General features: G+C 68.5%; 25 protein-coding genes. 10 read left to right on the forward strand and 15 right to left on the reverse strand.

The genetic code is table 11. The features are described 5' to 3' along the window. Positions 1–327 precede the first annotated feature (327 nt). The 8 genes from EP757_RS16750 to urtA all read right to left on the reverse strand — a co-directional run bounded on the left by EP757_RS16750 (position 328) and on the right by urtA (position 8052). The gene (locus EP757_RS16750) at positions 328–915 is read right to left on the reverse strand and encodes a TetR/AcrR family transcriptional regulator (protein WP_197725527.1); all 588 of its coding nucleotides are present in this window, start codon (positions 913–915) and stop codon (positions 328–330) included. Continuing rightward, positions 900–1466, reverse strand: a complete 567-nt coding sequence (locus tag EP757_RS16755) for a TetR/AcrR family transcriptional regulator (protein WP_127547121.1) — start codon at positions 1464–1466, stop codon at positions 900–902. The genes EP757_RS16750 and EP757_RS16755 overlap by 16 nt, the downstream gene beginning before the upstream one ends. Further along, positions 1466–3157, reverse strand: coding sequence for a cytosine permease (locus EP757_RS16760; protein ID WP_232050544.1), 1692 nt, complete (start codon positions 3155–3157; stop codon positions 1466–1468). Before EP757_RS16760 ends, EP757_RS16755 begins: the two co-directional genes overlap by 1 nt. 84 nt (positions 3158–3241) lie before the next feature. Then, positions 3242–3925: an ATP-binding cassette domain-containing protein gene (locus EP757_RS16765; RefSeq protein ID WP_127547125.1), complete on the reverse strand. Its 684-nt coding sequence runs from the start codon at positions 3923–3925 to the stop codon at positions 3242–3244. A gap of 1 nt (position 3926) precedes the next feature. After that, positions 3927–4730, reverse strand: coding sequence for an urea ABC transporter ATP-binding protein UrtD (gene urtD / locus EP757_RS16770; protein WP_127547127.1), 804 nt, complete (start codon positions 4728–4730; stop codon positions 3927–3929). Further along, positions 4727–5824, reverse strand: a complete 1098-nt coding sequence (gene urtC, locus EP757_RS16775) for an urea ABC transporter permease subunit UrtC (protein WP_127547129.1) — start codon at positions 5822–5824, stop codon at positions 4727–4729. The genes urtD and urtC overlap by 4 nt, the downstream gene beginning before the upstream one ends. Further along, on the reverse strand, positions 5821–6705 hold the full coding sequence (gene urtB, locus EP757_RS16780) for an urea ABC transporter permease subunit UrtB (RefSeq protein ID WP_127547131.1): 885 nt from the start codon (positions 6703–6705) through the stop codon (positions 5821–5823). Before urtB ends, urtC begins: the two co-directional genes overlap by 4 nt. An 81-nt stretch (positions 6706–6786) precedes the next feature. Next, positions 6787–8052 (reverse strand): urea ABC transporter substrate-binding protein, encoded by a 1266-nt coding sequence (urtA, locus tag EP757_RS16785; protein WP_232050545.1) that lies wholly within the window; start codon positions 8050–8052, stop codon positions 6787–6789. Between the two features lie 581 nt (positions 8053–8633). Between urtA and EP757_RS16790 the strand changes: the two genes are divergently transcribed. Then, positions 8634–9095, forward strand: a complete 462-nt coding sequence (locus EP757_RS16790) for a hypothetical protein (protein ID WP_127547135.1) — start codon at positions 8634–8636, stop codon at positions 9093–9095. A 28-nt stretch (positions 9096–9123) separates the two neighbouring features. On the opposite strand, the gene EP757_RS16795 is transcribed toward EP757_RS16790, so the two are convergent. Beyond that, a complete protein-coding gene (locus EP757_RS16795) occupies positions 9124–11571 on the reverse strand; it encodes a PKD domain-containing protein (RefSeq protein WP_127547137.1) in 2448 nt (815 codons plus the stop codon). Positions 11572–12060: 489 nt separating this feature from the next. Between EP757_RS16795 and EP757_RS16800 the strand changes: the two genes are divergently transcribed. Further along, positions 12061–12474, forward strand: a complete 414-nt coding sequence (locus tag EP757_RS16800; protein WP_127547138.1) for a hypothetical protein — start codon at positions 12061–12063, stop codon at positions 12472–12474. 166 nt (positions 12475–12640) lie between these two features. Here the strand turns inward: EP757_RS16800 and EP757_RS16805 are convergent, their stop codons facing one another. Then, on the reverse strand, positions 12641–13351 hold the full coding sequence (locus EP757_RS16805) for an SDR family oxidoreductase (RefSeq protein WP_127547140.1): 711 nt from the start codon (positions 13349–13351) through the stop codon (positions 12641–12643). 58 nt (positions 13352–13409) lie between these two features. Here EP757_RS16805 and EP757_RS16810 point away from each other — a divergent pair, with 58 nt between their 5' ends. Beyond that, positions 13410–13772 (forward strand): MerR family transcriptional regulator, encoded by a 363-nt coding sequence (locus EP757_RS16810; RefSeq protein WP_127547142.1) that lies wholly within the window; start codon positions 13410–13412, stop codon positions 13770–13772. A 2-nt stretch (positions 13773–13774) separates the two neighbouring features. Here EP757_RS16810 and EP757_RS16815 read toward each other — a convergent pair whose 3' ends face one another. Further along, complete coding sequence (locus EP757_RS16815; protein WP_127547144.1) at positions 13775–14563, reverse strand: DUF4142 domain-containing protein; 789 nt, start codon at positions 14561–14563, stop codon at positions 13775–13777. Between the two features lie 82 nt (positions 14564–14645). Between EP757_RS16815 and EP757_RS16820 the strand changes: the two genes are divergently transcribed. Genes EP757_RS16820 through EP757_RS16830 form a run of 3 tightly spaced genes read left to right on the forward strand, consistent with a single transcriptional unit; the run spans position 14646 to position 17005 of the window. After that, the gene (locus EP757_RS16820) at positions 14646–15575 is read left to right on the forward strand and encodes a nucleoside hydrolase (protein ID WP_127547146.1); all 930 of its coding nucleotides are present in this window, start codon (positions 14646–14648) and stop codon (positions 15573–15575) included. Between the two features lie 9 nt (positions 15576–15584). Continuing rightward, a complete protein-coding gene (locus EP757_RS16825; RefSeq protein ID WP_127547148.1) occupies positions 15585–16613 on the forward strand; it encodes a DUF2293 domain-containing protein in 1029 nt (342 codons plus the stop codon). After that, the gene (locus EP757_RS16830) at positions 16604–17005 is read left to right on the forward strand and encodes an RpiB/LacA/LacB family sugar-phosphate isomerase (protein ID WP_127547150.1); all 402 of its coding nucleotides are present in this window, start codon (positions 16604–16606) and stop codon (positions 17003–17005) included. The genes EP757_RS16825 and EP757_RS16830 overlap by 10 nt, the downstream gene beginning before the upstream one ends. Here the strand turns inward: EP757_RS16830 and EP757_RS16835 are convergent. Continuing rightward, positions 17002–17370 (reverse strand): VOC family protein, encoded by a 369-nt coding sequence (locus tag EP757_RS16835; protein ID WP_127547152.1) that lies wholly within the window; start codon positions 17368–17370, stop codon positions 17002–17004. The genes EP757_RS16830 and EP757_RS16835 overlap by 4 nt on opposite strands. Before the next feature lie 34 nt (positions 17371–17404). Between EP757_RS16835 and EP757_RS16840 the strand changes: the two genes are divergently transcribed. Together EP757_RS16840 and EP757_RS16845 are read left to right on the forward strand one after the other, a co-directional pair. Next, complete coding sequence (locus tag EP757_RS16840) at positions 17405–20308, forward strand: DUF4132 domain-containing protein (protein WP_127547154.1); 2904 nt, start codon at positions 17405–17407, stop codon at positions 20306–20308. A 49-nt stretch (positions 20309–20357) separates the two neighbouring features. Further along, positions 20358–22373 carry a prolyl oligopeptidase family protein gene (locus tag EP757_RS16845; RefSeq protein ID WP_127547156.1) on the forward strand — a complete coding sequence of 672 codons (2016 nt, stop codon included), beginning with the start codon at positions 20358–20360 and terminating at the stop codon, positions 22371–22373. A 52-nt stretch (positions 22374–22425) separates the two neighbouring features. Here EP757_RS16845 and EP757_RS44805 read toward each other — a convergent pair whose 3' ends face one another. After that, positions 22426–22785: a hypothetical protein gene (locus tag EP757_RS44805; RefSeq protein ID WP_370457828.1), complete on the reverse strand. Its 360-nt coding sequence runs from the start codon at positions 22783–22785 to the stop codon at positions 22426–22428. Here EP757_RS44805 and EP757_RS16850 point away from each other — a divergent pair. Both EP757_RS16850 and EP757_RS16855 read left to right on the forward strand, forming a co-directional pair. Then, positions 22784–23575 carry a hypothetical protein gene (locus tag EP757_RS16850; protein WP_370457829.1) on the forward strand — a complete coding sequence of 264 codons (792 nt, stop codon included), beginning with the start codon at positions 22784–22786 and terminating at the stop codon, positions 23573–23575. The genes EP757_RS44805 and EP757_RS16850 overlap by 2 nt on opposite strands. Beyond that, positions 23572–24255: an endonuclease/exonuclease/phosphatase family protein gene (locus EP757_RS16855; protein WP_160165809.1), complete on the forward strand. Its 684-nt coding sequence runs from the start codon at positions 23572–23574 to the stop codon at positions 24253–24255. The genes EP757_RS16850 and EP757_RS16855 overlap by 4 nt, the downstream gene beginning before the upstream one ends. Here the strand turns inward: EP757_RS16855 and EP757_RS16860 are convergent. Together EP757_RS16860 and EP757_RS16865 are read right to left on the reverse strand one after the other, a co-directional pair. Further along, a complete protein-coding gene (locus EP757_RS16860) occupies positions 24252–24638 on the reverse strand; it encodes a hypothetical protein (protein ID WP_232050546.1) in 387 nt (128 codons plus the stop codon). The genes EP757_RS16855 and EP757_RS16860 overlap by 4 nt on opposite strands. Further along, on the reverse strand, positions 24635–25807 hold the full coding sequence (locus tag EP757_RS16865; RefSeq protein ID WP_127547162.1) for a hypothetical protein: 1173 nt from the start codon (positions 25805–25807) through the stop codon (positions 24635–24637). Before EP757_RS16865 ends, EP757_RS16860 begins: the two co-directional genes overlap by 4 nt. Positions 25808–25852 lie beyond the last annotated feature (45 nt).

Raw genomic sequence — 25852 nt, forward strand, 5'->3', positions numbered from 1 at the left:
CTGATCCGCTTTACTCCAGGTCTCATTGGGCCCTCCACGGCGTAGAACGTTCCGGCATCGTAAGCCGGACACAGAGAGACTGGATCAGCTTTCGAGGTGATTCGCAGTGCGAACCGATCCCTGACGGCAGCGAAAGCCATCAGTCGCATCACAATGCCCGAAAGGGAATACCGGCACCTTTCCGGTGAGGTCGTGATGCCGGCCGATGATGGCTCGATCGGCATGAACGCGTCCCGATCACTCGGAGACGCGGCTTCTCTCTGACGGAGTTCTCTGAGCGCCGTCTACGCTGGCGGACACCCCGCGAGCTTGGGCCTTTGCGTCCCGTTACGGGGCGACGCGATCGCGGATGCTGTCGAGCACCGCCTCCGCCGCCCATGCAGCGGCATCGGCGATGTCTCGCCGGTCCATACCGAACTCACGGCGGAACGTCACCCAGGTCCCGGCGGAGTCGAGGTGCGACAGCGCCGCGATGACCGCCCTGCGCTGCGCCGGGTCGAGGGATGGCACCTCGGCATCCAACAGCCGCTCGAGTTGCGCCCGGTGGGGCGATGGCGCCGCGCCGCTCACGCCGCGCATCGCTGTCTCGGCGACGACATGCGCGAGCTCCGGCCGCAGGTCGTAACGCTGCATCGCGTCGCGAATCGCGAGGGGGACGTCGAAGATCGAATGCGACTCCTCGCGGGCGAACAGCGTCGTCTCGATCCACGCTGCGGTCGCCAGCAGCAGGTCGACGCGCGTGGGATAGTTCCGGAAAACCGTGCGCTCGGCGATGCCGGCCCGGCGCGCGATGACCCGGTACGACACGTCGTCGCTGCCGAGTTCCTCGATCAGTCCGGCGTAGGCGGCAAGGATCGCGGCCTGCGTCCCACTCAGCGCCGGGGCCGCCGCCGGCCCGGTCATGGCTTCGCCCACGTCGCCTCCGGCAGCCTCGCGAGCACGGTGTCCACCGCCCGGTCGAATGCGTCGCAGATGTCGTCGGCGTCCAGGTCGAAGCTGGCGCGCAGTCGTGCCCAGAACATCGACGACGAGAAGTAGCGCAGTGATGCCGCGACCCGCTGCCGGTCCCGCCGGTTGAGCGTCGGCGCCGCTACCTCGAGCATCGCTTCGATCGCTCGTGTGATGTAGGCGGGTTCGGTGTCGAGCGTCGGCGAGATCGCGGACGCTCGCGCGCCGACGTACGCATAGGCCGGTAGCGCGTCGAAGGCGCGGAAGCGCTCGTGTGCGGCGGCGCGGAAATCGGCGATGGTCACGAACGGCGGCAACGGGAAACGGGTCTGCTCGATCCAGTTCGAGAGTGCGGCGAGCAGGTGCGCGCGTGTGGGGTACTGGCGGTAGATCGTGCGCTCCGAAATGCCGACCTCGTCGGCGAGGGCGCGGTAGGAGATGTCGTCGAACGTGCTCTCGCGCAGTAGCACCGCGGCGCTCGCCAGAATTGCGGTCGCAGTGTCGACCGGCTCCTCCATCACGTCTCCCCCCGACGTTGGGATGCTCTGCGGGCGGCAGCCCGGCGCACGGGGCCGGTGACTTCCGGGGGGAGCACGTAGTGATCGGAATCGTCGAGCGTGAGTGCCAGCGACGAGACGTACTGGACTTCGCCGTGCGGCCCCCTCTCCGCCGAGGCCAGCATATCCGGCCGCTCGAAGGTGTATCCGGTGACATGACAGCGCAGCCGCTCGCCCGAGGGGTTGCCGTTCTCGTCGAACCGGGGAGAGTCGATGCCGTCGGAGCGGCGACGCAGGTAGTAACGTCCCCGCGTGGCGAGGGCGATGACCGGCGTGGACACGAACGCGACGCCGATCGCGATGAGCACCGAGAACGGCTTGAGGGCGGCACCGAACACCCCGGCGAACGCGAGCAACGACAGCACCGAGGCGAGCCCCACCGAGAGAGGCCCGACCGGGTTCCAATCGTGCAGCATGCCGCGGCGGAACTCGGGGAAACGCGGCGAGATACGCAGCACCCACTTATTGATCGCGATATCGGTGGCGATCGTCACGAGCCATGCCATGACCACGTTCGCGTAGAGGCTCAGCACGAACGAGATGAGGGTGAAGACGTCAAGCATCATGAGCACATAGGCGATCACGAGGTTGAACAGCACGAAGATCGTGCGACCGGGATAGTGCTTGGCCACACGGGTGAAGACGTTCGACCACGCGAGCGAACCCGAGTACGCGTTCGTCACGTTGATCTTCACCTGCGCGACCACGATGAGCATCAGGGCGAGGACGATCGCGAGCCAGTCGGGGAGCAGGGTCTGATACATCACGACGAACTGCTTGGCCGGTTCGGTCGCCTCGTGCCCGAGCGTGGGTTCGACCTTCACGAGCAGGTAGACGGCTAGGAACACCCCGATCACCTGCTTGGTGCCGCTGAAGACGATCCAGCCCGGGCCGGCGAACGCGAACGACGCCCACCACGAGCGGGCGTTCGACGGCGTCCGCGGCGGCATGGCGCGGATGTAGTCGATCTGCTCCGCGAGTTGTGGGGTGAGCGCGAAACAGACGGCCGCACTCGAGACGACGGCCCCGAAGCTGATCGAACCGTCGGAGTCGCCGGTGAACGACGTGAAGGCGCGAACCGCCTCGGGGTCGGAGACGACGATCCACAGCAGCGGCAGCAGGGCGAGGGCGAGCCACAGGGGCGTGGTCCAGAACTGGAGGCGCTCCAGCGCACGCATGCCGTAGATGACGATCGGGATCACGACGACGGTCGAGACGAGATAGCCGAGCCACAGCGGCATCCCGGTCGCCAGCTGCAGCCCCTGTGCCATGATGGCGCCCTCGAGGGCGAAGAAGATGCAGGTGAAGCCCGCGAATATCACCGTCGTGATGATGGAGCCGTAGTACCCGAATCCCGCGCCGCGGGCGATGAGGTCGAGGTCGAGGTTGTAGCGGGCGCCGTAGTAGGCGACGGGCACACCCACGATGAGAATGATGACCGACGCGAACACGATGCCGAGCACGGCGTTGGAGGTGCCGTGATCGATGCCGATGCTCGCGCCGATCGAGAAGTCGGCGAGGAACGCGATGGACCCGAGGGCGGTCGCGCCGACGGAGGCCGCGCTCCAGCGCCGGAAGGTCCGCGGCACATAGCGGAAGGCGTAGTCCTCCAGGCTGTCCTCTGCGGCCGCGCGCGCGTTGTCCGTCGACACAGTGACATCCCCTAAGGCACCTTGCGTGGGGGCATCCTCCCGATCAGGTGTTACGACGGCGTTGCGGGCGTGGGTCATGCCGACTCAGATCGCCATGGCAGCTCGCACGGTGGACGTGGCGGCCATGCCACCCACCCCGGTCTGTGTGACGAAGCCCGAGGCGAGGACGACGTAGCGCTCGGCGGCCTCGAGAGCGAAGCCGATGTGCTGCTCGACGAGCAGCACGTTGATGCCGTCCTCGGCGAGCTGCACGATGGTCTGCTCGATCTCGGCGACGATCGTGGGCTGGATGCCCTCGGTCGGCTCGTCGAGGATGAGCAGTTTCGGCTGGGTGATGAGGGCCCGGGCGATCGCGAGCTGCTGGCGCTGCCCGCCGGAGAGCAGACCGGCCTTCCGGGCGGCGAACTGCTCCAATGCGGGGAAGCGCGCCATCTGTGCCTCGATGAGGGCCTTGCCGCCCCGGCGCCCGTCGGCGACGAGCTGGAGATTCTCCAGCGTCGTGAGCTGGCCGAACGACTGCTGGCCCTGCGGCACGTACGCCATGCCGCGAGCGACGCGCTGGTTCGGGGCGAGCGAGGTGACGTCCTCGCCGTCGAACAGCACGCGGCCCTTCGACGGCTTGATGAGGCCTATCGCGAGGCGCAGCAGGGTCGTCTTGCCGGCGCCGTTGTGGCCGAGCACGGCCACCACCTTGCCGGACGGCACCGTCACACCGTGCAGCACCCGCGTGCGCCCGTAACCAGCCTCGATGTCGGTGAGCTCCAGCATGTCAGTCCTCCGTCCGCTTCTGTGTCGCGGCCACCGTTTCGGGCATCGCCGACATGGCGGCCGTGGTGGCGGCGCCCGCGGTGCCGAGGTAGACCTCCTGCACCTTGGGATCGGCCTGAACCTCGGCCACCGTGCCCTGGGAGAGCACCTTGCCCTGGTGCAGCACCGTCACCCGGGTGGCGAAGCGGCGCATGAAATCCATGTCGTGCTCGACCACGAGCACGATCCGCTTCGCCGCGATGCGCTGCAGAAGCTGACCGGTCGCGGTGCGCTCGTCCTGGCTCATGCCGGCGACGGGCTCGTCGAGCAGCAGCACCTTCGCGTCCTGCACGAGCAGCATCGCGATCTCCAGCCACTGCTTCTGCCCGTGCGACAGGATGCCGGCCGGCGTGGCGAGCTCGGCACTGAGCCCGGTCTCCTCCAGAGCCTGCTCGATCGACGGGTCGACGCCACGCCGGGCCCGCAGCAGCGCGAACGGCGAGCGGTGGCGCCCGGCAGCGATGTCGAGGTTCTGCAGCACGGTGAGCTCGTCGAAGACGCTCGCGGTCTGGAACGTGCGGCCGACACCGAGCCGGACGATCTTGTGCACCTGCTTGCCGAGCAGTTCCTTCTCGCTGAGCCTCGCCGATCCGGTGCCCTTGACCAGCCCGGTGATGGCGTCGATGCAGGTCGTCTTGCCGGCGCCGTTCGGGCCGATGAGGAACCGGACCTCGCCGGGGTGCGCGTCGAAGGAGACGCCACCGACCGCGACGAAGCCCGAGAACTCGACGCGGAGGTCGGTGACGACGAGCGAAGCGTCGGTCATGACCGCACCTCTTCGAGCTCTGCGGCGGCGATCGCCGGGGTGATGGGCGGTTCGTCCGGTTTCCGGCGAGCGGCGGCGAGCCGGGCGGGCAGCGACGACAGCCCGTTCGGCAGGAAGAGGACGACGACGATGAACAGCAGGCCGAGGATGTAGGTCCAGCCCTCCGGCCAGGTCGAGCCGAGGCTCGACTGCCCCCAACCGACCGCCATCGCGCCGAGCGCCGGGCCGAAGAGGGATGCGCGGCCGCCGAAGGCGACACCCGCGATCATCAGGATCGAGGCGGCGGCGCCGATCTCGGCGGGGGTGATGATGCCGACGATGGGTACGAACATCGCACCGCCGATGCTCGCCATCAGCGCGGAGACGATGAAGGCGACGAGCTTGACGTTGGCCGGGTCGTAACCGAGGAAGCGCACGCGTTCCTCGGCGTCCCGGGTGGCGACGAGAAGTTCACCGAAACGGCTGCGGTAGAGCTGCCACACCGCGAGCAGGCACACGATGAGCAGTGCGGCCGCGATGAAGAACACCATGGCCTTGTTCGCCGGGTCGTTGAGTACGAAGCCGAAGAAGTACTTGAAGTCGCTGAGCCCGGTGTCGCCGCCGGTCTCGCGGATCGTGGAACTGATCAGAACGGCCAGCGCGACGGCGAGCGCCTGCGTCAGGATCGCGAAGTACGCGCCCTTCACGCGGCGCTTGAACAGCGCATAACCGAGGGCGCCGGCCACGATCACGGGCAGCAGCACGATCGCCAGCAGGGTGACCGTCCCGCTGCGGAACGGCTCCCAGAACGCCGGGAGTGGCGCGAGCGGGTCGTAGAGCACCATGAACCCGGGGACCCGGTCGCCGGCGGTCTCCAGCGTGAGGTGCATGGCCATCGAGTAGGCGCCGAGGGCGAAGAACACCCCCTGCCCCATCACAAGCATCCCGCCCCGGCCCCACGCCAGGCCGATGCCGACCGCGGCGATGGCCCAGCAGCAGTACTTGCCGAGATTGTTGAGCCAGTGATCGGTGAGCATGAGGGGGGCCACCGCGAGGAGCAGGACGGCCAACACCCCGATGCCGCTGAGGGAAAGCCATGACTTCGACTTGGTCATGCCAGACTCCTGGTTCGCACCGTGAACAGGCCCTGCGGGCGCAGCTGCAGGAAGACGATCACGAGGATGAAGGCGAGCACCTGCGCCAAGCTGCCGGTCGTCCAGTACGCGAAGTACGAGAGAGCGACGCCCACCGCCAACGCCGCGATGATGGTGCCCTTGAGCTGGCCGATGCCACCGGCCGCGACCACGAGGAAGGCCGGGATGATGTACTGCGCGCCCATCTGGGAGTTCGTGCCGCCGATGAGCGACGCGGCCACGCCGGCGACCCCGGCCAGACCCGATCCGACAAAGAAGGTGAGGCGGTCGATGGCGCGGGTGGAGATCCCCGTGGTCTCGGCGAGGTCCCGGTTGTGCACGGTCGCCCGGATGCGGCGGCCGAACGAGGTGTACTTGAGCCAGGCCGACAGGGCGGCGACGCAGACGATCGCGAGCACGATGGTGAAAAGCTGTCGTAACGGCCAGGCGTAGCCGAGGACGGTCAGCTGCCCGTCGAGCCAGCTGGGCTTCTCCACCGGCACGCCCTGGGACGGGAAGATCTGCAGTGCCGCCTGCTGCAGGATCAGGCCGACACCGACCGTGACGAGGAGGGTGTCGAGGGGCCTGCGGTACATCCATCGGATGATGGTGACCTCCAGCAGGAGGCCGAACAGGCCGGCGACGACGAACGCGACCGGCAGCGCGACCGGGATCGACAGGTCGCTGGCTTCGATGACCTGCTGGACGAGGTAGGCGGCGAAGGCGCCGATCATGAGGAACTCGCCGTGGGCCATGTTGATCACGCCCATCTGGCCGAAGGTGAGCGAGAGGCCCAGCGCGGCGAGCAGGAGCAGCGCACCCTGGGCGCTGCCGTTAAGCAGTGGGGCGATCAGTGCGTCCACGTGCTCTCTCCCTGTAGCGGGTTGATGTTCTCCGGAGCGCGGGGCCACGCGCCGCAGGCGACACGCGACCCCGCCGGGCGGTCAGCCCGCTGCGTCCACCAGCTGCTCGCGGACGTCCGCCGGGAACCAGTCGTAGCCCTCGAGGTACGGGTCGGGCTCGATGAACTTGTCGGAGGCCCAGACGACGTCGAACTGGTTGTCTTCGTTGATCTGGCCGATGTGGCCCGGCTTGGAGATGTGGTGGTTCTCGCCGTTGAGCGTGACGGTGCCCTCCGGCGCGTCGAACGTGATCTTGTTCGCCTTCGCGGCGGCGTTCACCTTGTCGACGTCGAACGAGCCGGCTGCCTCGACGAGTGCCTTGTACAGGTACATCGAGATGTAGGCGGCTTCCATCGGGTCGGAGGTGACGCCGCTGCTGTTCGGGTAGGCCTTCCAGCTCTCGATGAACTTCGGGTTGGTGTCGGTCTTGAGTGACTGGAAGTAGTTCCAGGACGCGTAGTTGCCGGTGACCTCATGGCCCATCGCCGGCGCCTCCTCCTCGGCGATCGACACCGAGATGATCGGCGTCGTCGCGGGGGTGAGGCCGGCGTCGTAGTACGCCTTGACGAAGCCGACGTTCGACGAGCCGTTGATGGTGTTGAAGACGAAGTCGGGCTTGGCCGCCACAATCTTCGCCACCTGGCTGGTCCAGTCGTCCTTGTCGAGCGGCACGTACTCCTCGCCGACGATCTCGATGCCGAGCTTGGCCGCGTACAACTTGATGATCGCGTTCGCGGTCCGCGGGAAGACGTAGTCGCTGCCGGCGAGGAACAGCTTCTTCACGCCCTTGGAGGCGAGGAAGTCCATCGCCGGGATGATCTGCTGGTTGGTGGTCGCACCGGTGTAGTAGATGTTCGGCGAGGACTCGAGGCCCTCGTACTGCACCGGGTAGAAGAAGAGACCGTTGAGCTTCTCGACGACCGGCTTCACGGCCTTGCGTGAGGATGAGGTCCAGCCGCCGAAGATCGCGGCCACGCAGTCCTGAGTGAGCAGCTTCTCGGTCTTCTCCGCGAAGGTCGGCCAGTCGGTGGCGCCGTCCTCCTGGACGTACTCGATCTTCTTGCCGAGGATGCCGCCGCTGGCGTTGATCTCGTCGGAGGCCATGTGCAGCACATTGGACACGGTCTTCTCGGAGATCGCCATGCCGCCGGTAAGGGAATTGAGGAAGCCGAGCTTGACGGTGTCTCCGGACGTGTCGACGCAGCTGGCCGCCGGTGACGACCCGGCGGCGGCCGTGTCGTCACCGGCTCGGGCGCCACAGCCGGCGAGCACGACGGCCATGGCCGTACCGAGGGCACCCGTCGCCATGAGTGCGCGCATTCGCTTGCTGGAGTTGGACATATGTGAGAACTCCGTTCCTGGTGAAGGGGGCGATCGTGCGGATGAAAAGTTTCGGGGCGAGCCGCCGTTGTCCCGGACTGCCCACCCGGTGCCGTCGACTGTCGCTAGTGAAAGAAGACTGACTGCGAGTCATTACTCTGACATTTCTTCGATGTTCCAGCTCTGTAGCCACCGCAGGGGTCAAGTCGCGTTTCCCCTGGAAATACACGGAGGACAGCGACTCTCTGGTGTCAGAGTCATGCCATCGCTGAAGAGGGTGCGACGCGTATGGCACAGTCCTGACATCGTGAGCGATCAAACGGGCGTGCTGTGCGGCCGTAACGGCAGCGTGCCTGTCTTGCGGCGTGGCCGGCCCCGAATCGGTACAAGGGCGGGCCCGGCAGCGGTCGTCTGCTGCGGCTCGGTGGCGAACACGACCTCGGCGGGGAACGCCGCGTCCGCGCACCGATCCCGGCTACTTGTCGGCGGTGCGGTTCTCGCCGAACGTCAACCCCCACCCGGGGCGCGCGGTGGGGCAGGATGGGCGGGACGTCTGCGGGAGGTTGGGGATGGCGGAAGTTGTCGCGTCGCACCGGATGGCGCCACTGGTGATGTACCGGATGTTCCTGCTGTGGGATCCGGCGAACGGCGACAGCCCTGCGGATCTGATCCCGGCCGACGGTGACCTGCTGGCTGCCCAGCCGCGCGGCGTCGTCTTCTCCTCCGCCGGCAACGACTTCTACCCGCAGGTCGACGTGCAGGTCTGGGACGGCCCACCAGCAGCGGACGACACCCGGTGGGAGGTCACGGCCGAGGGCGCGTTCGACGCCCCGGCAGGATCCGTACGGCTGCAGGCGCTCAGCGGCAACCCGGCGGGTCCCGACATCGCGCTCGGCAGGGCCGGCCGCTGGCGGCTGCGGGCCTCGTGCCGCGGTCGGGGTGAGGTGGCCGCGCGCGTCGGCGTTGACCTGTTCTTCGAAGGTGTCGAGGAGTGGCTGGTGCAGCTGTGGCCGGCAGCCGAGGGGGCGTGAGGCAGGCCGCCTCACGCCCCGGCAGTGGTTACCGCGTCACCGGCGGGTGGATGCGCACCTCCCCGTTCGTGATCGGCTGCGGCTCGGCGACGTCGATGTCGTAGCCGGCGCTCGCGCGGTTGTCGTACTCAATGGTGTTCTGCGGGTAGGGACCGCTGGACAGCGGCCACAGCACCATCCGGAACTTGTCGCCGCCCGGCTGGTCGTACCCGTAGTAGACGAAGCCGTATCCCGGCTTGCCGTCGACGGTGCCGGTGCCCTTCGCGGCCACTTTGCCGTCCGGGGTGACGACCAGCCACTCCAGCGTGTCGGTCGTGGTTCGGAACCGCAGGTTCGTGTTGGCCAGGTACGCGCCGGCCGCCCCGGTCGGCGCCGTCTGGTTGTAGTACTTGGCGGTGAGATGGAAGTCCATCGGCGCCGCCACGGCCGGCTGCTGCGTCCAGGCGCCGGTCGGCGAGTCGAACTTGCCGTCGGCGTTGTCGAAGCCGGCGTCGGGGTCGTAGACGACGACCATCGTGGTCGCCGAGTCGGACGCCCCGCCGTCGTCGGTCACCGTCACGGTGATCGTGTACATGCCGGCGTGCGGGAACGTGTGCCGCTGGTCGCAGGTGCGGTTCTCCGCGCCGAAGTCCGCGATCTGCCCGTCGTCCCAGGTGATGCGGCAGGTGTGGGTGTCGAGCGCGCCGGCGTCGGTGAACGGCGCCCGGACGTCGACCGGCGTGCCGGCCCGGAACGATTGCCAGGGTTCCGGCCCCTCCAGCGTCAGCTGCGGCGGCGCGTTGACGACCGTGACGGTGGCCGAGTCGGACACCGGCGGGTTCACCCCGTCGTCGGCGGTCAGTGTGGCGCGTACGGTGCCTTCGTCGTTGCACGTGATCCGGGTGGCCGCCGAGGTGGCGTTGCCGAAGGTGCAGGACATGCCCGGCTTGGCCGAGTCGATCACCTCGTAGGTCCAGTGCAGGCTCAGGTCGCCCTCGATGTCGCGGGCCGCGCCGCGCAGAGTTCCCGGCGTGCCCTCGTAGGCGCGCACGTCCGGCCCTGCGCTGACCGTCGGCGCCGTGTCGGGCAGTCCGCTGCCGCCGCCCTGCCCGCCACCGCCGTCCGGCACTGTCAGCACGACCCAGAAGTGGTCCTCGTGCAGGACGCGCTGACCGGTGAACCAGACCAGCATGGTGGCGCCGAGCGACCGGTTCTGGTTGAGGTTGAGCGCCTTGGCCGAGTAGTGCCCGTTCGCCTGCGAGGCACCCTGGTACGTCGCGGCCATCGGGTACTCGTCGCAGTCGTCGCCGTTCGCCGCGTACCCGGGCCACTGGGCCTGGCAGGTGGCCACCGCAGTGCGCCGGTTCGCGTTGTAGATCGTGGTGTCGTAGGGCTCGTACAGCCGTGACAGCGGCCGCGGATTGCTGCTGTTCAGGTTGCCCGCCACGTCCTTGCCAGGAGTGCGCGGGAACGTGGTGTCGGGCGCGTGGAACGCTTCGAAGATGTGCTGCGCGGCCGCGTGGTAGTTCGTCGTCGTGGCGAGCGACACCGGGAACAGTTCCTCGACGTGGTCGAAGACGCAGCCCCGGCCGCCACGCAGGTACGACGCCTCGTCGCAGCGGTAGCCGTTCCCCTCCCACTCGTCGGAGTCCTCGTCGCCTGCCCCCATCGGGCTGACCACCTGCCGGTTGGTGAAGTTGTACCAGCTCAGCTTGTCGCGACCGACGCCGTCGGCCGGGTCGGAGAAGAACCGGTTGAAAGTGCCGACGCCGTCCTTCCACTCCGCGACGGTCTTCTTCGCGCCCCGCTCGAACGGGTGGCTGCGGCACAGCGCGCCCTGTTCGGCGTTGCAGTCGAGCGTCACCTCGACCACGATCGCGTCGCCCGCGAGCGTGGTGCTGATCTGGTCCAGCGCCGTCACGAACGACACCTGGCTGTACGTCGGGTCCGGCGTCTGCGGCGAGTCCATCGAGCCGTCCCAGCCCACACCCAGCGTGGCACGCCGGAAGGAGGCCGTCCCCAGTGTCTTGCGGCGCACGCAGCCCAGCAGCGGCAGCGAGAACGAGCAGACGGTCACCTTGACGTCCCAGAGGGTGACCTGGCAGAAGTTGTAGTGATCGATGACAAAACCGCCGTCGGCGTACGCGAAATCCTCGTCCCGGCAATCGTCGAGTGTCACGTTCGCCGCGCTCGGCGGCATCCCCGGCGCCAGCAACCTGGTCTGGGGCACCTTGCTCGACTTCGGCACGGCGTCGGCGCCGCGCTCCTTGTAGTACTGCCGCCGCAGGCCCAGCGCCCGCTCGTCCGGCTCACCCGAGGCCGTCCTGGCCCCGGGTTCCGCGGGCGGGGCGTCCCGCCGCGTCGCCTCCACCTGCAGATCGCCGTCCGACGCCGTCACCGACGGCGCCGGCGCAGCGGGCGACGGTGCCGCCTGCGCGACACCCGGTGTAGCCGCCAGCAACGACAACATCGCTGCCAGCACCAACAGTCGTCTCACTGTTACGGTCCCTCCCCGTCAGGGCCCGTCGGCGCCAAACACCCGGGATCGGGGTGCGGCTACCCCACGTGTAGAACGCCGGCCCCGTATAGGCCGATGACCATCCGACGATCAACCCGCATTCATAGTTGACCATCAATGTGTTTCCGGGTGTGAACTGTCATGGTCACGACACCTTCGGCTAGCCAGGAGATCGCGATGCCGGCCGGGTGTCCGCAGAAGTCCATGGCGCGCTGACCCCGATCCCGCGCCCGCTTCCCGGAGCTCCGGACGACGACACTCAGCAGCTATTCCTGAGCATGATCGGCCGGTTCACGCCAACGCATCCACGAACCGGTGGCTGGGTGAACTCCACCGGCTTCATCGGCGTGTACCACTGTGGAGTCTTCGCGTACCCATGCGATGAGGTGACTACTTGAGTAGTCGAGTCCCGTTCGGTCGTGTAGCGAGACCGCCTCGGTTCACGCTCCGGGGACGAGGAGTGGAGTCATGATCGAGCAAGCGAGCCGCCGCGATCGGGCCGGCACCTTCACCCTGGTGATGCTCTCCACCACGGCTTCGGTCTTGCTGCTCGGTGTGGCGCTCCTGGTCGCGGTCTCCGAGGAGGTTGCCGAGGCGGCGCTGTTCGGCCGGGCGGGAACCGTGGCGGTGACCGTAGGGGCTGCGTTCGTGATCTGCACCGCGGCCGTGGTCGCGACGCGCGGGGCCGGTTCCAGGGTGCGTGCGGTGACGCTGACGTCGTCGATCGTCGTCGCCGGCCTGGTGGCAGGTGCCGGGTTCGTCTTCGTGATCTCCGAGGGGTCTCAGCTGTCCGCGGGCGTGATGTCGATCGTTTCGGCTGTGCTGATCGCCGTCGGCGGCCGGGAGGTCTCGCACGCCGCCGTTACTCCGAAGGCACACTAGATGCAGCCCGATCTGACGCGACGTCTTCAGCGCCTTGCGGTTGAGCTGCCGTTCGAGCTCGTTGAAGAACTGACGGACGCCGCCGGCGTCGGGCCGCGGGGACGGCGGCGGAGAGACGGTTAGCGGGGCGGGCGGCGCTTTGCGGCCCGCCACGGCTAACGGTGTCTCAGCTGAACAGGGCGGCCGGGATGTCGGCGTAGAAGAGGGCCGGGTCCTTGGAGAGGGACGCCTTGACGTTGGCGGTGGGAGCATCCGCGATCACTTCGAGGGCGCCCGCTTCCAGGCCGTCCAGAGCCTGGGCGATGACCTCGTGCGGCGGGATCTTCGGGATGTCGTAGCCGGCCATCATGTCGGTGTCGGCGATCGCCAGGGCCAGCGCCGTGACCTGGGTCTTCTGGTCGGCCAGTTCGAGCCGGATGCCGTTCGTCAGAGACCACTCGGCGGCCTTGGAAGCGGCGTAACCGTTGCTGGCGGGCGCGAAGGCGTACCAGCTCAGGGCTGAAATGACGTTGAGGATGGCGCCGCCCGCGAGCTTCGGTGCGAACGCGCGGGTGACGTTCAGAGTGCCCCAGAAGTTGGTGTCGAACTCGCGCCTGATGTTCTCCGTGGACGGGCCCAGCAAGGGTGCGTTCGTGGAGATGCCGGCGTTGTTGATCAGGATGTCGAGGTCGCCGATCTCGGCGGCCGCGGCCTCGATGGACGCCGGGTCGGTGATGTCCAGCCGGAGGGGGACGACGCCGGGGATGTCGATGCTCTCCGGGCGGCGGGCGGTGGCGTAGACGGTGGTGGCGCCGCGGGCCAGGAGGGCCTCGGCGAACGCCTTGCCGAGGCCGCGGTTGGCGCCGGTTACGAGAGCTTTCGTGCCGTTGATCTGCATACCGCTACGCTAGAACCTCACGTTGACGTCAGAGGCAAGTATTGCGAGGTGGGTCACTGTGCGGATCGGGGATCTGGCGACCAGGACGCAGGTCAGCGTGCGGGCGCTGCGGTACTACGAGGAGCAGGGGCTGCTCGTTTCGACGCGCAGTGAGAGCGGGCAGCGGAAGTACGGGGACAGCGCGGTCAACCGGGTACGGCTGATCCAGCAGTTGTACGGCGCAGGGCTGTCCAGCAAGACGATCGCCGACCTGCTGCCGTGCGTGGACGCCGGGGTGAGCACGCCCGAGTCGCGGGAACGGCTGGCAGTGGAGCGGGACCGGATCAACACCCGGATCGCCGAGCTGGTCATCGCCCGGAACAAGCTCGACGACATCATCGACGCGACGTCGAGGCCGAACCCGGAGTGCGACTACGTGTGAATCTAGTCCGCGTAATACCTGGTTCGCCGCGATCGGTAGGCGGGGCGGCGATTGACGAGGATCTGGCGGGTGGCGACTACGCCTACGGCCAGGCCGCCGGCCAGCGCTGCCAGCAGCAGCGGGGTGTTCGAGCCGCCCAGGCCGCTCTCGTCGGCTGAGAGGACGGTGGCTGCGGCCGGGGCCTTGCTGGTGGCGGCCGCGGGCGGGGGGACCGTCGGCAGGGCTTCGTAGTCGACGATGTTGCTGCTCTCCAGCAGGGTCATGTGGGTCATGACGAACTGGTTCGCCTGCTGTGCCAGTTTGCGGACGGTGTCGTTGCGGGTGCCGGCCCGGATCGCTGCGATCGCGGGGAAGATCTTGCCGTGGGCCGCTCGGAGGCGGTCGATGTAGATGCCGTCGAAGTCCGGGCCCTCGGACTCCTCCATCTCGTCGAGCCAGCCCTGCTGATCCTCGTTCGGCTCGTTCGGCAGCTTGATCTTCAGCTTCTCGGCGGCGTCGCGGGTCAGCTGGTCGAGCTCGGAGTGCTGGTCGGCGATGCTGCGGCCGATCTTCTTGATCCGGGTGCTGTCCGACTTGTCCTGCGCCATCTCGCCGGCCGGGATCTCCCAGAGGCCGGCCAGCCGTACCTTGACGACGAAGTCCCGGTCGGCCGCCGAGATGTCGCCGCGGCCCTTGTCGATGAGCAGGTTCTCCGGGGGCACCGGTACGTCGGCCGCCTGTGCGCCGTCAGGCAGCAGGATCAATCCGGCGGTGAGAAGCGCCGCACTCCACAACCGTCGCCAGCCGAACATCGGCCCCTCCTCGACTCGTCAGTAACCGGTGATACGGGTCACCGGCCGGTAGGGATCAATGCGAGGACCTATCGTGTGCGGCATGGGACATCCGGTGATCCTCGACTGCGACCCGGGCCATGACGACGCGCTCGCCCTGCTGCTGGCCGCGGGCGACCCCCGCCTGCGGCTGCTCGGCGTCACCACCGTCGCCGGCAATCAGACCCTGGACTCCACGACGGCCAACGCGCTGCGCATCCTCGCCCTGGCCGGCGTCACCGGTGTCCCGGTCGCGGCGGGCTGCGACCGGCCCCTGGTCGGCGAACTCGAGGTGGCCGCGGACATCCACGGCACGTCCGGCCTCGACGGGCCCGATCTGGACGTGCCGGTCGGACCGGTCGAGGACGTGCACGCCGTCGATCTCATGCTCCGGCTGATCACAGCGTCTCCTGAGCCGGTGACCGTCATCGCCACGGGACCACTCACGAACGTGGCGCTTCTCCTGCGTACCCACCCATCGGTCTTGCCCTTGATCCGAAGGATCGTCTTCATGGGCGGATCGACCGACCGGGGCAACACCACTCCCTACGGCGAATTCAACATCGTCACCGATCCCGAGGCCGCCGACATCGTGCTGCGATCCGGGCTGCCGATCACCATGATCGGCCTGAACGTGACGCACCAGGCGCGGGCCACTCCCGAGGTCATCGCGGCGTTCCGGGACATGGGCACCCGGCTCGGATCGGTCTGCGCCGAGCTGATGACCTTCTTCGCCGGCACCTACCTGCGGGTCTTCGGCTTCCCTGATCCGCCGGTCCACGATCCGGTGGCGGTGGCAGCGGTGATCGACCCGGCGTTGCTCACGACCGTCACCGTCCCGGTGGTGATCGAGTTGGCCGGTGCGCATACGCGCGGCGCGACGGTGGTGGACCTGCACAACCGCACCGGATCAGAGCCGAACGTCGATGTCGCCGTCGGCGTGGATCTTGGTGGATTCTGGCGGCTGCTCATCGGCGCGGTCTCCGCTTTGTAGGATTCCGCCATGCAGCCCGCCACCAAGCTGGAACGGCGCGTGGTGACCGCCGCGGAGCAGATCCTGGCGAAACGGCGTAATGTGAGCCCGCTGGATCTGCTGACCGCGATGGGCTGGCTGCCGCAGGGAAGGGTGGCGGACTGGCAGCACGGCCGCGCTCCCCACCTCGAAGCGATCGCCGCCGTCTCCGCCGACCGGCTGGCCGATGCCATGGAGATCTTCCATCGGTGGGTCTCCGGTCGCGGCCTGCGTCCGGTCGAGATCTCCTATATGGCCGCCACGCGTGATCGCCAGCCGTTGCGGTTCACGGCGGCCGGTGATGACCAGGCCTATCGGACGAGCTGGACCTCTGCCGATTCATCCGCCGAGAAGCTCTACAAACAGCCGGATCTCGTGGTCGTCCTGCCACCGAAGGAGTTCACCTGTGCCGGCTGCGGTGACACCAGCGCCGGCATGCAGATGGTGGAGGCCGCCGGCCCGATCTGCCTGGCCTGCGCCGACATGGATCACCTGGTGTTCCTGCCGGCCGGTGACGCCACCCTGACCCGGCGGGCGAAGAAGGCGAGCCGCCTCTCCGCCGTCGTGGTCCGCCACAACCGGTCCCGCCGGCGCGACGAACGCCAGGGCCTGCTCGTCGAGCGGTCCGCGATCGAACAGGCCGAGCAGGACTGCCTCTCCGACGAGGAGGCCCGCGCCCGGCGCCGCGACCGCGACCGCGTCCGTCGGGAAGCAGGCGACGAGGTGTTCCAGCAGCACCTCGCCGCGGAGATCGTCCGGCTGTTCCCCCGTTGCCCTGCTCGGCGCGCGGAGGCGATCAGCCGGCACACCGGGGTGCGCGGCAGCGGGCGGGTCGGCCGCAGCGCCGCGGGCCGAGCCCTGGACCCGGACGCGGTCACCCGGGCTGTGATCGCTTCGATCAGGCACGAGGACACCTCGTACGACGACCTCCTGATGTCCGGAGTCCCCCGCGACGAGGCCCGCACCCGCATCCGCGCCGACATCGACCGGGTGCTGGCAGAGTGGCGTACATGCGCATAGCCTTCGCCGCCGACGACGCGAACGAGACGACTGCGGCCGTCGTCGCCGCGCTGGCCGGCCATGAGGTCATCACGCCCCCGGGGTCGCCCGGCTGGCCGGATCTCGGACGATTCGTGGGTGAGGCGGTCGCCGGGGGCCGCGCCGATTTCGGCGTGGTCATGTGCTGGACCGGCACCGGCACGGCGATAGCGGCGAACAAGGTGCCGGGTGTGCGGGCGGCGCTGGCGTGGGAGCCGTGGATCGCTCGCGGAGCCCGGCTGTGGAACGACGCCAACGTGCTGGCGATGAGCTTGAAACGGCTGGCCCCGGACGTGGCGGTCGAGGTCCTGCAGGCGTTCCTGGAAGTGCCAGGACCCGACCCCGATGAGGCGGAGAACATCGCCGCGCTCTAGAGCGGGCGGAACTCGATGAGGCCGACCAGGTTGTTCTCGGTGTCGCGGGTGAAGGCGTGCACCTCCTCGGTCCCGGCCGGTCCGAGTGTGTCGTCCTGGTGCGTGAAGATGACGTGCGGTTCGCTCTCGATGACGGCGCCGGCTGCTCGCAGGCGGGCGACGACGGCGTCGAGGTCGTCGACCTGGTAGTAGTGCAGGGCCGGGGGTGCGCCGCCGTCGAGCAGGAGCCGCTGACCGTCCAGGTCGAAGAAGACCAGGCCGGGTGGATCGAACGAGGCGACCGGCCCGGCTCCGAACAGGTCGGTGTAGAACGCGGTCGCCCGGGACAGGTCAGCCGCGTACTGAGCGATCTGCACTGCTCTCATGGTCCGAACGTACCGCTGTGACTAGGGTGACGCGATGACGTCCAGAGGCGTGATCGAGACCGGCTGGCTGCGAGGCGTGCTGCACCCGCGCCGCGGTGGCATCCCGGCCCCCGTGCGGCCGCTCGCGACGCTGGATGATGCCTGGTCACGGTTGCGCGGCTCGATCTGGGCGCAGGACCGGGCGATCCGTGGCGCCGGCGGCGGGGCGTCCCGGGTCTGGCAGCTGGTGACCGCTTTCCGGTCGGAGGATCGGCATCTGGGCGAGCGGATTCTGGCGAGCGAGGCGCGGGTCGGCGCGGCGGCGGAGGATCACGCGCTGGTCCGGGCGGTGCGCAAGCGTTTCCAGTACGTCGACCTCGGCGCCGACGAGTGGCTCGCCGATTTCCTGGCCGCCGCGCACGGGCTGCCCGAGGCGTGCCGGCGGGTGATCGACGGCTTCCACGACGATCTGCCCTATGCGGGGGTGGGCGTCTTCAAACGGCTGCGGGAGCTGCTCGTCGCCGCCGACGAGGCCACCTACGCGCGGGCCCGGGACGTGATCGTGGAGCGGAGTGCGGGATCCGAGAACGCGCATCTGCTCTGGGCGGTCACCTATCTCCTGCCGATCGGTGCGCAGTCCGGGCCGGTTGAGCGGGACGCGCACGCCGCGGCGATGCGGTACGTCGGCGAGTTCGGCAACGCGCCGGTGCACGCGTCCGGGCTGGCCGCCGGTGACCTGGACACCCTCGAACGGTTCCTGCACGCCAATGCCGAGGTCGGGCATGAGTTCTTCAGCGGCGGGCTCTTCCTGACCGGGGTGCTCGACGTCGCGGGCGCGCAGGCCGGGCCGGTGCTGGCCCGGATGCGGCCGGGCTACCCGTTCCAGACCGACCCCTACTACAACGGGCTCTGGTGCACCCTGCTCGCGCACGTCGAGGACGACGCGGCCCGGGCGGCTCTTCAGCGGGAACGGGACGCCGGGCAGACCTGGGCTTGGCGTTTCACGGATGTCGAAGAACAGGAGCTTTCCCTCGTACGAGAGGAAGCTCCTTGCTCTTATCAGCCGCCGCAGGCGGTGAAACCCGTGCGGCTGGAGGTGGCCGTGCCGGTGGCGCCCGAGATCCGATTCCGTGAGGAGGAGCGGGAGAACGCCGAACGGCAAGGCGTGCACGAGAACAACGAACAGTGGGAGGGCGTGCCGATCGGGCGCTGTGACACGGCGGCGGTGACCGCGTGGCTGGAGCATCGTGAACGCTGGGCGATTCCGGTCACGCTGGTGGCTCTCGCGCTGGCGCCACGATGGACGCACGAGCGGCTGATGGCGCTCGGTATGGAGAACGACAAGTATTGGGTGCGGTCCCTCGTACCCCTGCTGCTCCTGCGTCATGGGGTGAGTCATGTCGATCCGCTGCTGGCGGCGTTCGAGGACAAGGCCTGCGTGGAGGCCGCCCTGGAGGCGGCGCAACCGGTAGGACATGCGGCGCTGGCGGTTCCGATGACGCGGGCGTTCGCCGTGAAGAAGCTGCGGCGGCCGGCTCGATCGTGGCTGCTGCGGCATCCGGAACATGCGGCGGCGGGTGTCGTGGCGATGTGGGCCGCGGATCCGGGCGACCCGGAGACCGCGCGGGTACTGCGGTACCTGGACACGCAGGGTCACCGATCGTTTCTGGTCACGCAGGCGGGTAAGCGCGCCGACGAGTTGATCGCGTTCCTGGAGAAGGAGCCGCCGGTCAAGCGGGTGAGGGTCCCGGCCTATCTGACAGCCTCACCGCTGCCCACGCTCGTGCCCCCGGCGGACCCTCACGACTTCCTCGTCCAGCTGGCCGCCTGCGATGCCGACGTCGTGCACCCGGCCGTGCCGGCGAGCCGTGACCGGTGGACCGCGGAGTCCCGAGCGGCGTTCGCCGACGCTCTCTTCGACAGGTGGCTGGCGGCCGGCGCGCCCGCCGCCGACGGCTGGTGCATGCAGGCCGTCGGGCTGATCGGCGACGACGCCGGCGCCCGGAAGCTCGCCTCGCACGCGCGGCAGTGGGCCGGCACCAACGCCGGTGCCCGCGCGCAGGCCGTCCTCGACGCGCTGCGGCACCGCGGCACCGACGCGGCCCTCATCGAGCTGAGCCTGCTCGCCGAACGATCACGCTTCCCGGTCTTCAAGAAGGTCGCCGCGCAGCACATCGAGGAGATCGCGGCGCTGCGCGGGCTCACCTCGGACGAGCTGGCCGATCGGCTGGTGCCGTCGCTGGGACTCTCGTTCGCGGACGATCAGATCGTCTTCGACCACAACCTCATGCCGGTGGGCTCCGGCAAGCACCTCACCGCGCTGCGCAAGGAGGCCCGGGCGTCGGCGTCGCTGCACATCGCGCGGATGGAACGGGCGATGTGCACGGAGCGGCAGATCCCGGCCGAGATCTTCCTGTCCCGGTTCGCCCGGCACCCGTGGATGACGCATCTGGCGCGGCGCCTCGTCTTCCTCTCGTCGTCGGGTGTGTCCTTCCGTGTCGCCGAGGACGGCTCCCTCGCCACCGCCGACGACGAGCCGTTCACGCTGCCTGACGATGCGACGGTCTGCGTGGCGCATCCGCTGAACTTCGACGTGCGGCAGTGGCTCCCGGTGTTCGCCGACTACGAGCTGCTGCAGCCGTTCCCGCAGCTGGACCGGCCGATCCACCGCGACGCGCGGGACGCGGACGTCTACATCGGCCGCAAGACCACATACGCGATCCTGCGAGGCCTGGAACGCCACGGCTGGACCCGCCAGTACGACGCCGCCGTGCAGATGGCGAAACCGCTGCCCGCCGGCGCCCGTGCCGTCCTGCACACCGACCCGGGCTGGCACGCCTCCGACACCGTCGACTCCGCCCCACCCCAGACCGTCGAGGCCCTCACGATCCCGGCCGGCCTGTCCCCGGTGGCCCTCTCCGAACTCATCCACGATCTGCGCGTGCTGGACAGGTCCTGAGCCGGGGACGCACTTGGCAACCGGCGGTGGTTGGTGCGAAGGTCGAGCGGTGATCGACCCGTACCTTTGGCTTGAAGAGCTGGACACGCCCGACGCCGCCCGGTGGGTGGCCGAGCGGAACACGGAGACGCTGGCGGCGCTGGGTGGTGATGAGTTCGCGCGGGTCAAGGACGCCGTCCGGGAGGTGCTGGACAGCAAGGAGCGGATCTCGTTCCCGGCCTGGCGCGGGGACGGGTTCTACTACGACTTCTGGAAGGACGCCGACCACCCGCGCGGGGTGTGGCGGCGGACCACAGTGGAGCAGTTCCGGCGGGACGAGCCGGAGTGGGACGTGCTGCTCGACGTCGGCGCGCTCAACGAGGCCGAGGGGGAGAACTGGACCTGGCAGAGCGCCACGGTGCTGCGCCCCTCGTTCGATCGATGCCTGATCGCGCTGGCCCGGGGCGGGTCGGACGCGGCGGTGGTGCGGGAGTTCGACCTGCGGGCGCGGGCGTTCGTCGAGGACGGGTTCGTGCTGCCCGAGGCGAAGACGAATTTCGGCTGGATCGACGCCGATCACATCTATGTGGCCACCGATTTCGGGCCCGGCTCGCTGACCAGCTCGGGCTATGCGCGGATCGTGAAGTCGTGGCGGCGCGGCACCCCGCTCGCCGAGGCGGAGACGGTGTTCGAGGGCGCTCCCGACGACATGCTGATCACCGCGGTGCACGATCCGGCAGCGGGGTTCGAGCGGGACTTCGTCGTTCAGCGCGTCGAGTTCTTCAAGACCAATTACTTCCTTCGTACGCCGGACCGTCTCGTGCGGATCCCCATCCCCGAGGACGCCGACTTCGACGTGCACCGGGAGTGGATGGTGGTCCGGCTGCGGTCGCCATGGCTCGCCTTCCCGGCGGGCGCTCTGATCGCCACGAACTTCGACGACTTCCTCGAAGGACGGCGTGACTTCACCGTTCTGTTCCAGCCGGATGAGCACACGTCGCTCACCTCGTACAACTGGACCTTGAATCATCTGCTGCTGGTGACGATGACCGACGTGGTGACACGGGTGCAGGCACTTACGCCGGGGGAGTCCGGCTGGAGTGAGCAGCCGCTGCCCGGTTCCGCCGAGCTCGGAACCACGTGGATCGTCGACACGGATCCGGAGAACAGCGACGCGTACCTGATCGCCTCGGAAGGTTTCCTCCAGCCGGCGACGCTGAGCCTCGGCAGCGTGGGCGGCGACGTGACGGTCCTGAAGCGGGCGCCCTCGTTCTTCGACACGGACGGGATGACGGTCCGGCAGTTCTTCGCGGAATCCGAGGACGGGACGCGGGTGCCGTACTTCGTGGTCGGCCGGCCTGACGAGGACGGGCCGGTGTGGCTCTACGCGTACGGCGGATTCGAGATCTCGATGACGCCGAACTACAGCGGGGTCCGCGGGCGGGGCTGGCTGGCGCGCGGCGGCACATATGTGCTCGCGAACATCCGCGGCGGCGGGGAGTACGGTCCGGCCTGGCATCAGGCGGCGCTCCGGGAGAACCGGCCCCGGGCGTACGAGGACATGGCCGCCGTCGCCCGTGACCTGGTCGGACGTGGCATCGCGACACCGGAGCGGCTCGGCGTCACCGGCGGCAGCAACGGCGGCCTGCTGATGGGCGTCATGCTCACCCGCTATCCGGAGTTGTTCAGCGCCGTCGTCGCCGGGGTGCCGCTGCTCGACATGCGCCGGTACACGAAGTTGCTGGCCGGGAAATCCTGGATCGCCGAGTACGGCGACCCCGACGTGGACGAGGACTGGGCGTTCATCAAGGACTATTCGCCGTACCAGAACGTGCGGCCGGATCGTCCCTATCCGCCGATCCTCTTCATCACCTCGACCCGTGACGACCGGGTGCATCCCGGACATGCGCGGAAGATGCTGGCAGTGCTCCGCGACCACGGATATACGACATTCCTGTACGAGAACGTCGAAGGCGGCCACGGCGCGGCGGCGGACAACGAACAGGCCGCGACGAAGGAAGCCCTCACGCTGGAATTCCTGTGGCGCGAACTGAACCCGGCTGCCCGTACCATCGGGCGGTGCTGAATCGACGTGGGCTCCTGGCAGGACTGATCAGTGTCGGTCTGCTGAGCGGGTGTCAGAGCGGTGGCTCGGAGGGACGGGTGACTTCTCTGCCCGTTCCGTCATCCGTTTCCGGCTCCTCCACGGCGCCTTCGTCCTCGCCATCCTCTTCGTCGTCGCCCTCGGCTTCCGGCTCTCCGTCCGCGTCCGCGTCGGCGTCGGCTTCCACGGCGGTTCGTAAACTGCCGAAACCCGGCAATCCGGATGGTGACGCCTCCGTTCCGGCGGCGGCCAGGGCGGTGGACACGAGCGAGCCCACCCGTACGGTCGGCACCGGCACCGCGAAGAGCTGCACCTCCGCCGCGGTGGTCAAGGCGGTCGCGGCCGGTGGCATCATCACGTTCGACTGCGGCCCGGCGCCGGTCACGATCACCATGACGAAGACCGCGAAGGTGGTGAACACCAGCGCGAAGGTGGTCCTCGACGGCGGCGGCAAGGTGACCCTGAGCGGCGCCGGCAAACGGCGGATCCTCTACATGAACACCTGTGATCAGGCGCAGAAGTGGATCGGCGAGGACTGCAACACCCAGGACACGCCCCGCTTGACCATCCAGAACATGGCGTTCACCAAGGGGAACAGCACCGGTGAGGACACCAGCGTCGACGGCGGGGGTGGCGGCGCGGTCTTCGTACGAGGAGGTCACGTCAAAGTGATCAACTCGCGCTTCACCGCCAACCGGTGCGATGCGACCGGCCCGGACGTCGGTGGCGCGGGGCTGCGCGTGCTCAACTTCGGCGACAACGATCCGGTCTACGTGGTGGGCAGCACCTTCACCGGCGGGCGATGCTCCAACGGGTCCGCTCTCAGCAGCATCGGCGCGTCGTGGATCGTCCTGAACAGCTATTTCTCCGGGAACAAGGCGATCGGGCACGGGAAGAATCCGCCCGACCCCGGCACTCCCGGCGGCGGCAGCGGGGGTGCGATCTACATGGACGGGGCGAAGATCGCTCTGACGTTGAACGGGACTCTGATCGAGAAGAATTCGGCTGCCGAGGGTGGGGGAGCGGTGTTCTTCGTGAGCAACGATCGGACGGGTACGTTGACCGTCAAGGATTCGACGTTGCGGTCGAATCCGAGTGGGACGTTCGAAACGTCCGGATATCCTGGGATATTTTATATCGGATCGGGTGATCCGGTTGTCAGTGGATCTCGCCTGAAGAAGTGAGGCTGCTGACGTTCAATACCCTCTTCAAGGGTGACGTGCGGGTGCGGCTCTCCGCGTTGTCCGAGCGGTTGGAGTGTTATGACGTCGTCTGCCTGCAGGAGGTGATGTGGCGGCGGAATGCGCGGCTCCTCGCCCGGACTTTCCCGCATTTTTCGTGGTTTGGTGGGGCGGTTTTGCGGGGTGGTCTCGTTCTCCTGTCCCGGCGGCCGATCGCTCGCAGTCGATTCGTGCGCTATCCGGTCACGGCTCCTCTGCGGCCGGAGTTGCTCATGCGCAAGGGCGTCCAGATCGCTGTGATCGACGGGTTGACCGTGGTTAATACCCATTTATCCGCTTACTCGTCGCGGATCCAGGCGGTGGAGCTGTCCTTCCTCGCCGACGTGCTGTCCGCGGTGGATCTTGGAGAGCCGCTTGTTGTGGTCGGGGACCTGAACGTCTCCCGTACGAAATTGTCCTCTTTTATCGAAAAATCACGACTTGTCGACTCATTGGCGGGCGATTCGCGGCCGACCTACCGCCCCACGCCGGAGTTCCCCACCCCGCCCGCCTTCGACCACATCCTGACCCGAGGCCCGCTGACAGCAACGGCGTCGCTGGTCTTCCAAGCGCCCGTCCCCCTGCCGACCGGCCGCGAAATCTTCCTCTCCGACCACTACGGCGTCGAAGCCGAGATCGTCTAGGGGCGGGCGTCCTCGATGCGGTCGCAGTGGAGGTAGAGAAGCAGGTCGCGCTGTTCGGAATCGGGCAGCCCGGCGAACGCCTGATAGGCAACCTGCCGTGCGTGCGGGGTTCCCGCCGTCAGCAGCGCCACGATCGCCGCCCAGGCCAGCGTGACGAGGTGGAACCGATCGTCACGGACCACGGGCAGGGCCGTCAGCTCACCCAGCACCGTCGCGGCGTCATCATCGGTCGCCGCCCGGTCGCCGAGTTCGAAGACGGCCTTACCGCGGAACGGCCCGCCGGCCCGCACCAGGTCGGCGAGAGCGGAGTTGCTCATCTCCCCGACGGGCGGCGCCGGCAACCGAGGCGGCACCGGCATCCCCGGCGGCACATCAAAGGTCATGGCGTCTCCTCGAAAATCCGCCGGTACTCCTCGGCGAGCAACTCCTTGAGCTTCGCGACGGAGTCGTGGTCACCGATCGACTCCGCATAGCGGATCTCCCGGTCGTACGCGCGGGCCTCACCGGCATAACGCACCTCGGGGTCGGTGAACCAACCCCGCATGCCGGCCCACCCGACGTCCCGGTCGTCGCGCAGGTGTTGCATCTCGTGCAACAGCGCCCCGTAGGACGCATCCGGGTCGAGGATCATCTCGCCGGGTCGCCCGGGAGCCGGACTCGGCCCGTAGGCGAGACCGCCACTCCGGAAGATCACCTCGACTCCCGCCTCCTCCGCTTCCCGGATAGCCGCGTCCCACTGCTCCGGATGAGTCTGGCGCGCCGGCCCCCAGCGCGCCAGCGGATCAGCGTCGGAGTGGCGCAGGCGAGGTGGTTCCGGGTCGGAGCGGGTGAGTCGGCTGGTGAGGTCGGTGAGCTTGGTGGTGAGGTGGCGGAGACTGTTGAGCAGGCCTCGGATGAAGTGCTGAATGCGGTTGGACCACTTGAGGACCAGGGCGGATACCTGGGCGGCCACTGCCGGGGTGGCTATGCCGAGGGTGAGGCCTTCCATTGCCAGCCACTGGGGTAGGCGGACGGCGAGGGTGGCTACGAACTCGGCGATGAGGTCGCGGACTATGCCTCGGACGAGGGCCACGAGGAGGCCGGCGCCTTCGACGGCGTAGGAGATGCCTCGGGTGGCGGTGGCGAGGGTGCTCAGGTTGTTCAGGTGGGTTCGGGCTCGGGCTTGGTAGGCGTCTGCGGCTGCCCCGGCCCAGTCGGTGGGCATGCTGTTCGCGTACTGCTGGGCTGTCTGGTCGGTGTGGCTGGAGATGTTGGACCAGGTGGCGGCGTGGGCGGTTACCTCGTCGGCGTTGCCGGCTAGGTGGTCGAGGGCTTCTTTGAGGGGTTGGACGTGTTCCATGAGCCAGGCGACGCCCCAGGCCATGAGGCCGCCGAGGGGGTCGATGGTGAGGGTGAGCAGGTCGAGACTGGCGCCGACACCGCCGAGGATCGGGTCGACCCAGCTGTCGTTGCGGATGCCTTCGGTGATGTCGGCGACGTCGCCGACGAGACCGAGTCCGGTGTGCCATCGGGTGGAGTCATGGCTTTCCGCGACGAGCGGGCTGCTGGTCATCGTGGGCCTCTCCTCCGGCGGTTGTCCTAACCGGAGGAACCCCGC

The sequence above is a fragment of the Actinoplanes sp. OR16 genome, from assembly GCF_004001265.1.
Lineage (GTDB): Bacteria > Actinomycetota > Actinomycetes > Mycobacteriales > Micromonosporaceae > Actinoplanes.

Bases quoted from the DNA above. Each gene is read 5' to 3' on its own strand.
- EP757_RS16835 (WP_127547152.1), bottom strand. From the start codon at position 17,370: ATGAGAGCAGTGCAGATCGCTCAGTACGCGGCTGACCTGTCCCGGGCG.
- EP757_RS16805 (WP_127547140.1), bottom strand. From the start codon at position 13,351: ATGCAGATCAACGGCACGAAAGCTCTCGTAACCGGCGCCAACCGCGGC.
- EP757_RS16820 (WP_127547146.1), top strand. From the start codon at position 14,646: ATGGGACATCCGGTGATCCTCGACTGCGACCCGGGCCATGACGACGCG.
- EP757_RS16765 (WP_127547125.1), bottom strand. From the start codon at position 3,925: ATGCTGGAGCTCACCGACATCGAGGCTGGTTACGGGCGCACGCGGGTG.
- EP757_RS16755 (WP_127547121.1), bottom strand. From the start codon at position 1,466: ATGGAGGAGCCGGTCGACACTGCGACCGCAATTCTGGCGAGCGCCGCG.
- EP757_RS16865 (WP_127547162.1), bottom strand. From the start codon at position 25,807: ATGACCAGCAGCCCGCTCGTCGCGGAAAGCCATGACTCCACCCGATGG.
- EP757_RS16860 (WP_232050546.1), bottom strand. From the start codon at position 24,638: ATGACCTTTGATGTGCCGCCGGGGATGCCGGTGCCGCCTCGGTTGCCG.
- EP757_RS16800 (WP_127547138.1), top strand. From the start codon at position 12,061: ATGATCGAGCAAGCGAGCCGCCGCGATCGGGCCGGCACCTTCACCCTG.
- urtD (WP_127547127.1), bottom strand. From the start codon at position 4,730: ATGACCGACGCTTCGCTCGTCGTCACCGACCTCCGCGTCGAGTTCTCG.
- EP757_RS16850 (WP_370457829.1), top strand. From the start codon at position 22,784: ATGACGAAGACCGCGAAGGTGGTGAACACCAGCGCGAAGGTGGTCCTC.
- urtC (WP_127547129.1), bottom strand. From the start codon at position 5,824: ATGACCAAGTCGAAGTCATGGCTTTCCCTCAGCGGCATCGGGGTGTTG.
- EP757_RS44805 (WP_370457828.1), bottom strand. From the start codon at position 22,785: ATGGTGATCGTGACCGGCGCCGGGCCGCAGTCGAACGTGATGATGCCA.
- urtA (WP_232050545.1), bottom strand. From the start codon at position 8,052: ATGGCGACGGGTGCCCTCGGTACGGCCATGGCCGTCGTGCTCGCCGGC.
- EP757_RS16815 (WP_127547144.1), bottom strand. From the start codon at position 14,563: ATGTTCGGCTGGCGACGGTTGTGGAGTGCGGCGCTTCTCACCGCCGGA.
- EP757_RS16840 (WP_127547154.1), top strand. From the start codon at position 17,405: ATGACGTCCAGAGGCGTGATCGAGACCGGCTGGCTGCGAGGCGTGCTG.
- EP757_RS16790 (WP_127547135.1), top strand. From the start codon at position 8,634: ATGGCGGAAGTTGTCGCGTCGCACCGGATGGCGCCACTGGTGATGTAC.
- EP757_RS16825 (WP_127547148.1), top strand. From the start codon at position 15,585: ATGCAGCCCGCCACCAAGCTGGAACGGCGCGTGGTGACCGCCGCGGAG.
- EP757_RS16830 (WP_127547150.1), top strand. From the start codon at position 16,604: ATGCGCATAGCCTTCGCCGCCGACGACGCGAACGAGACGACTGCGGCC.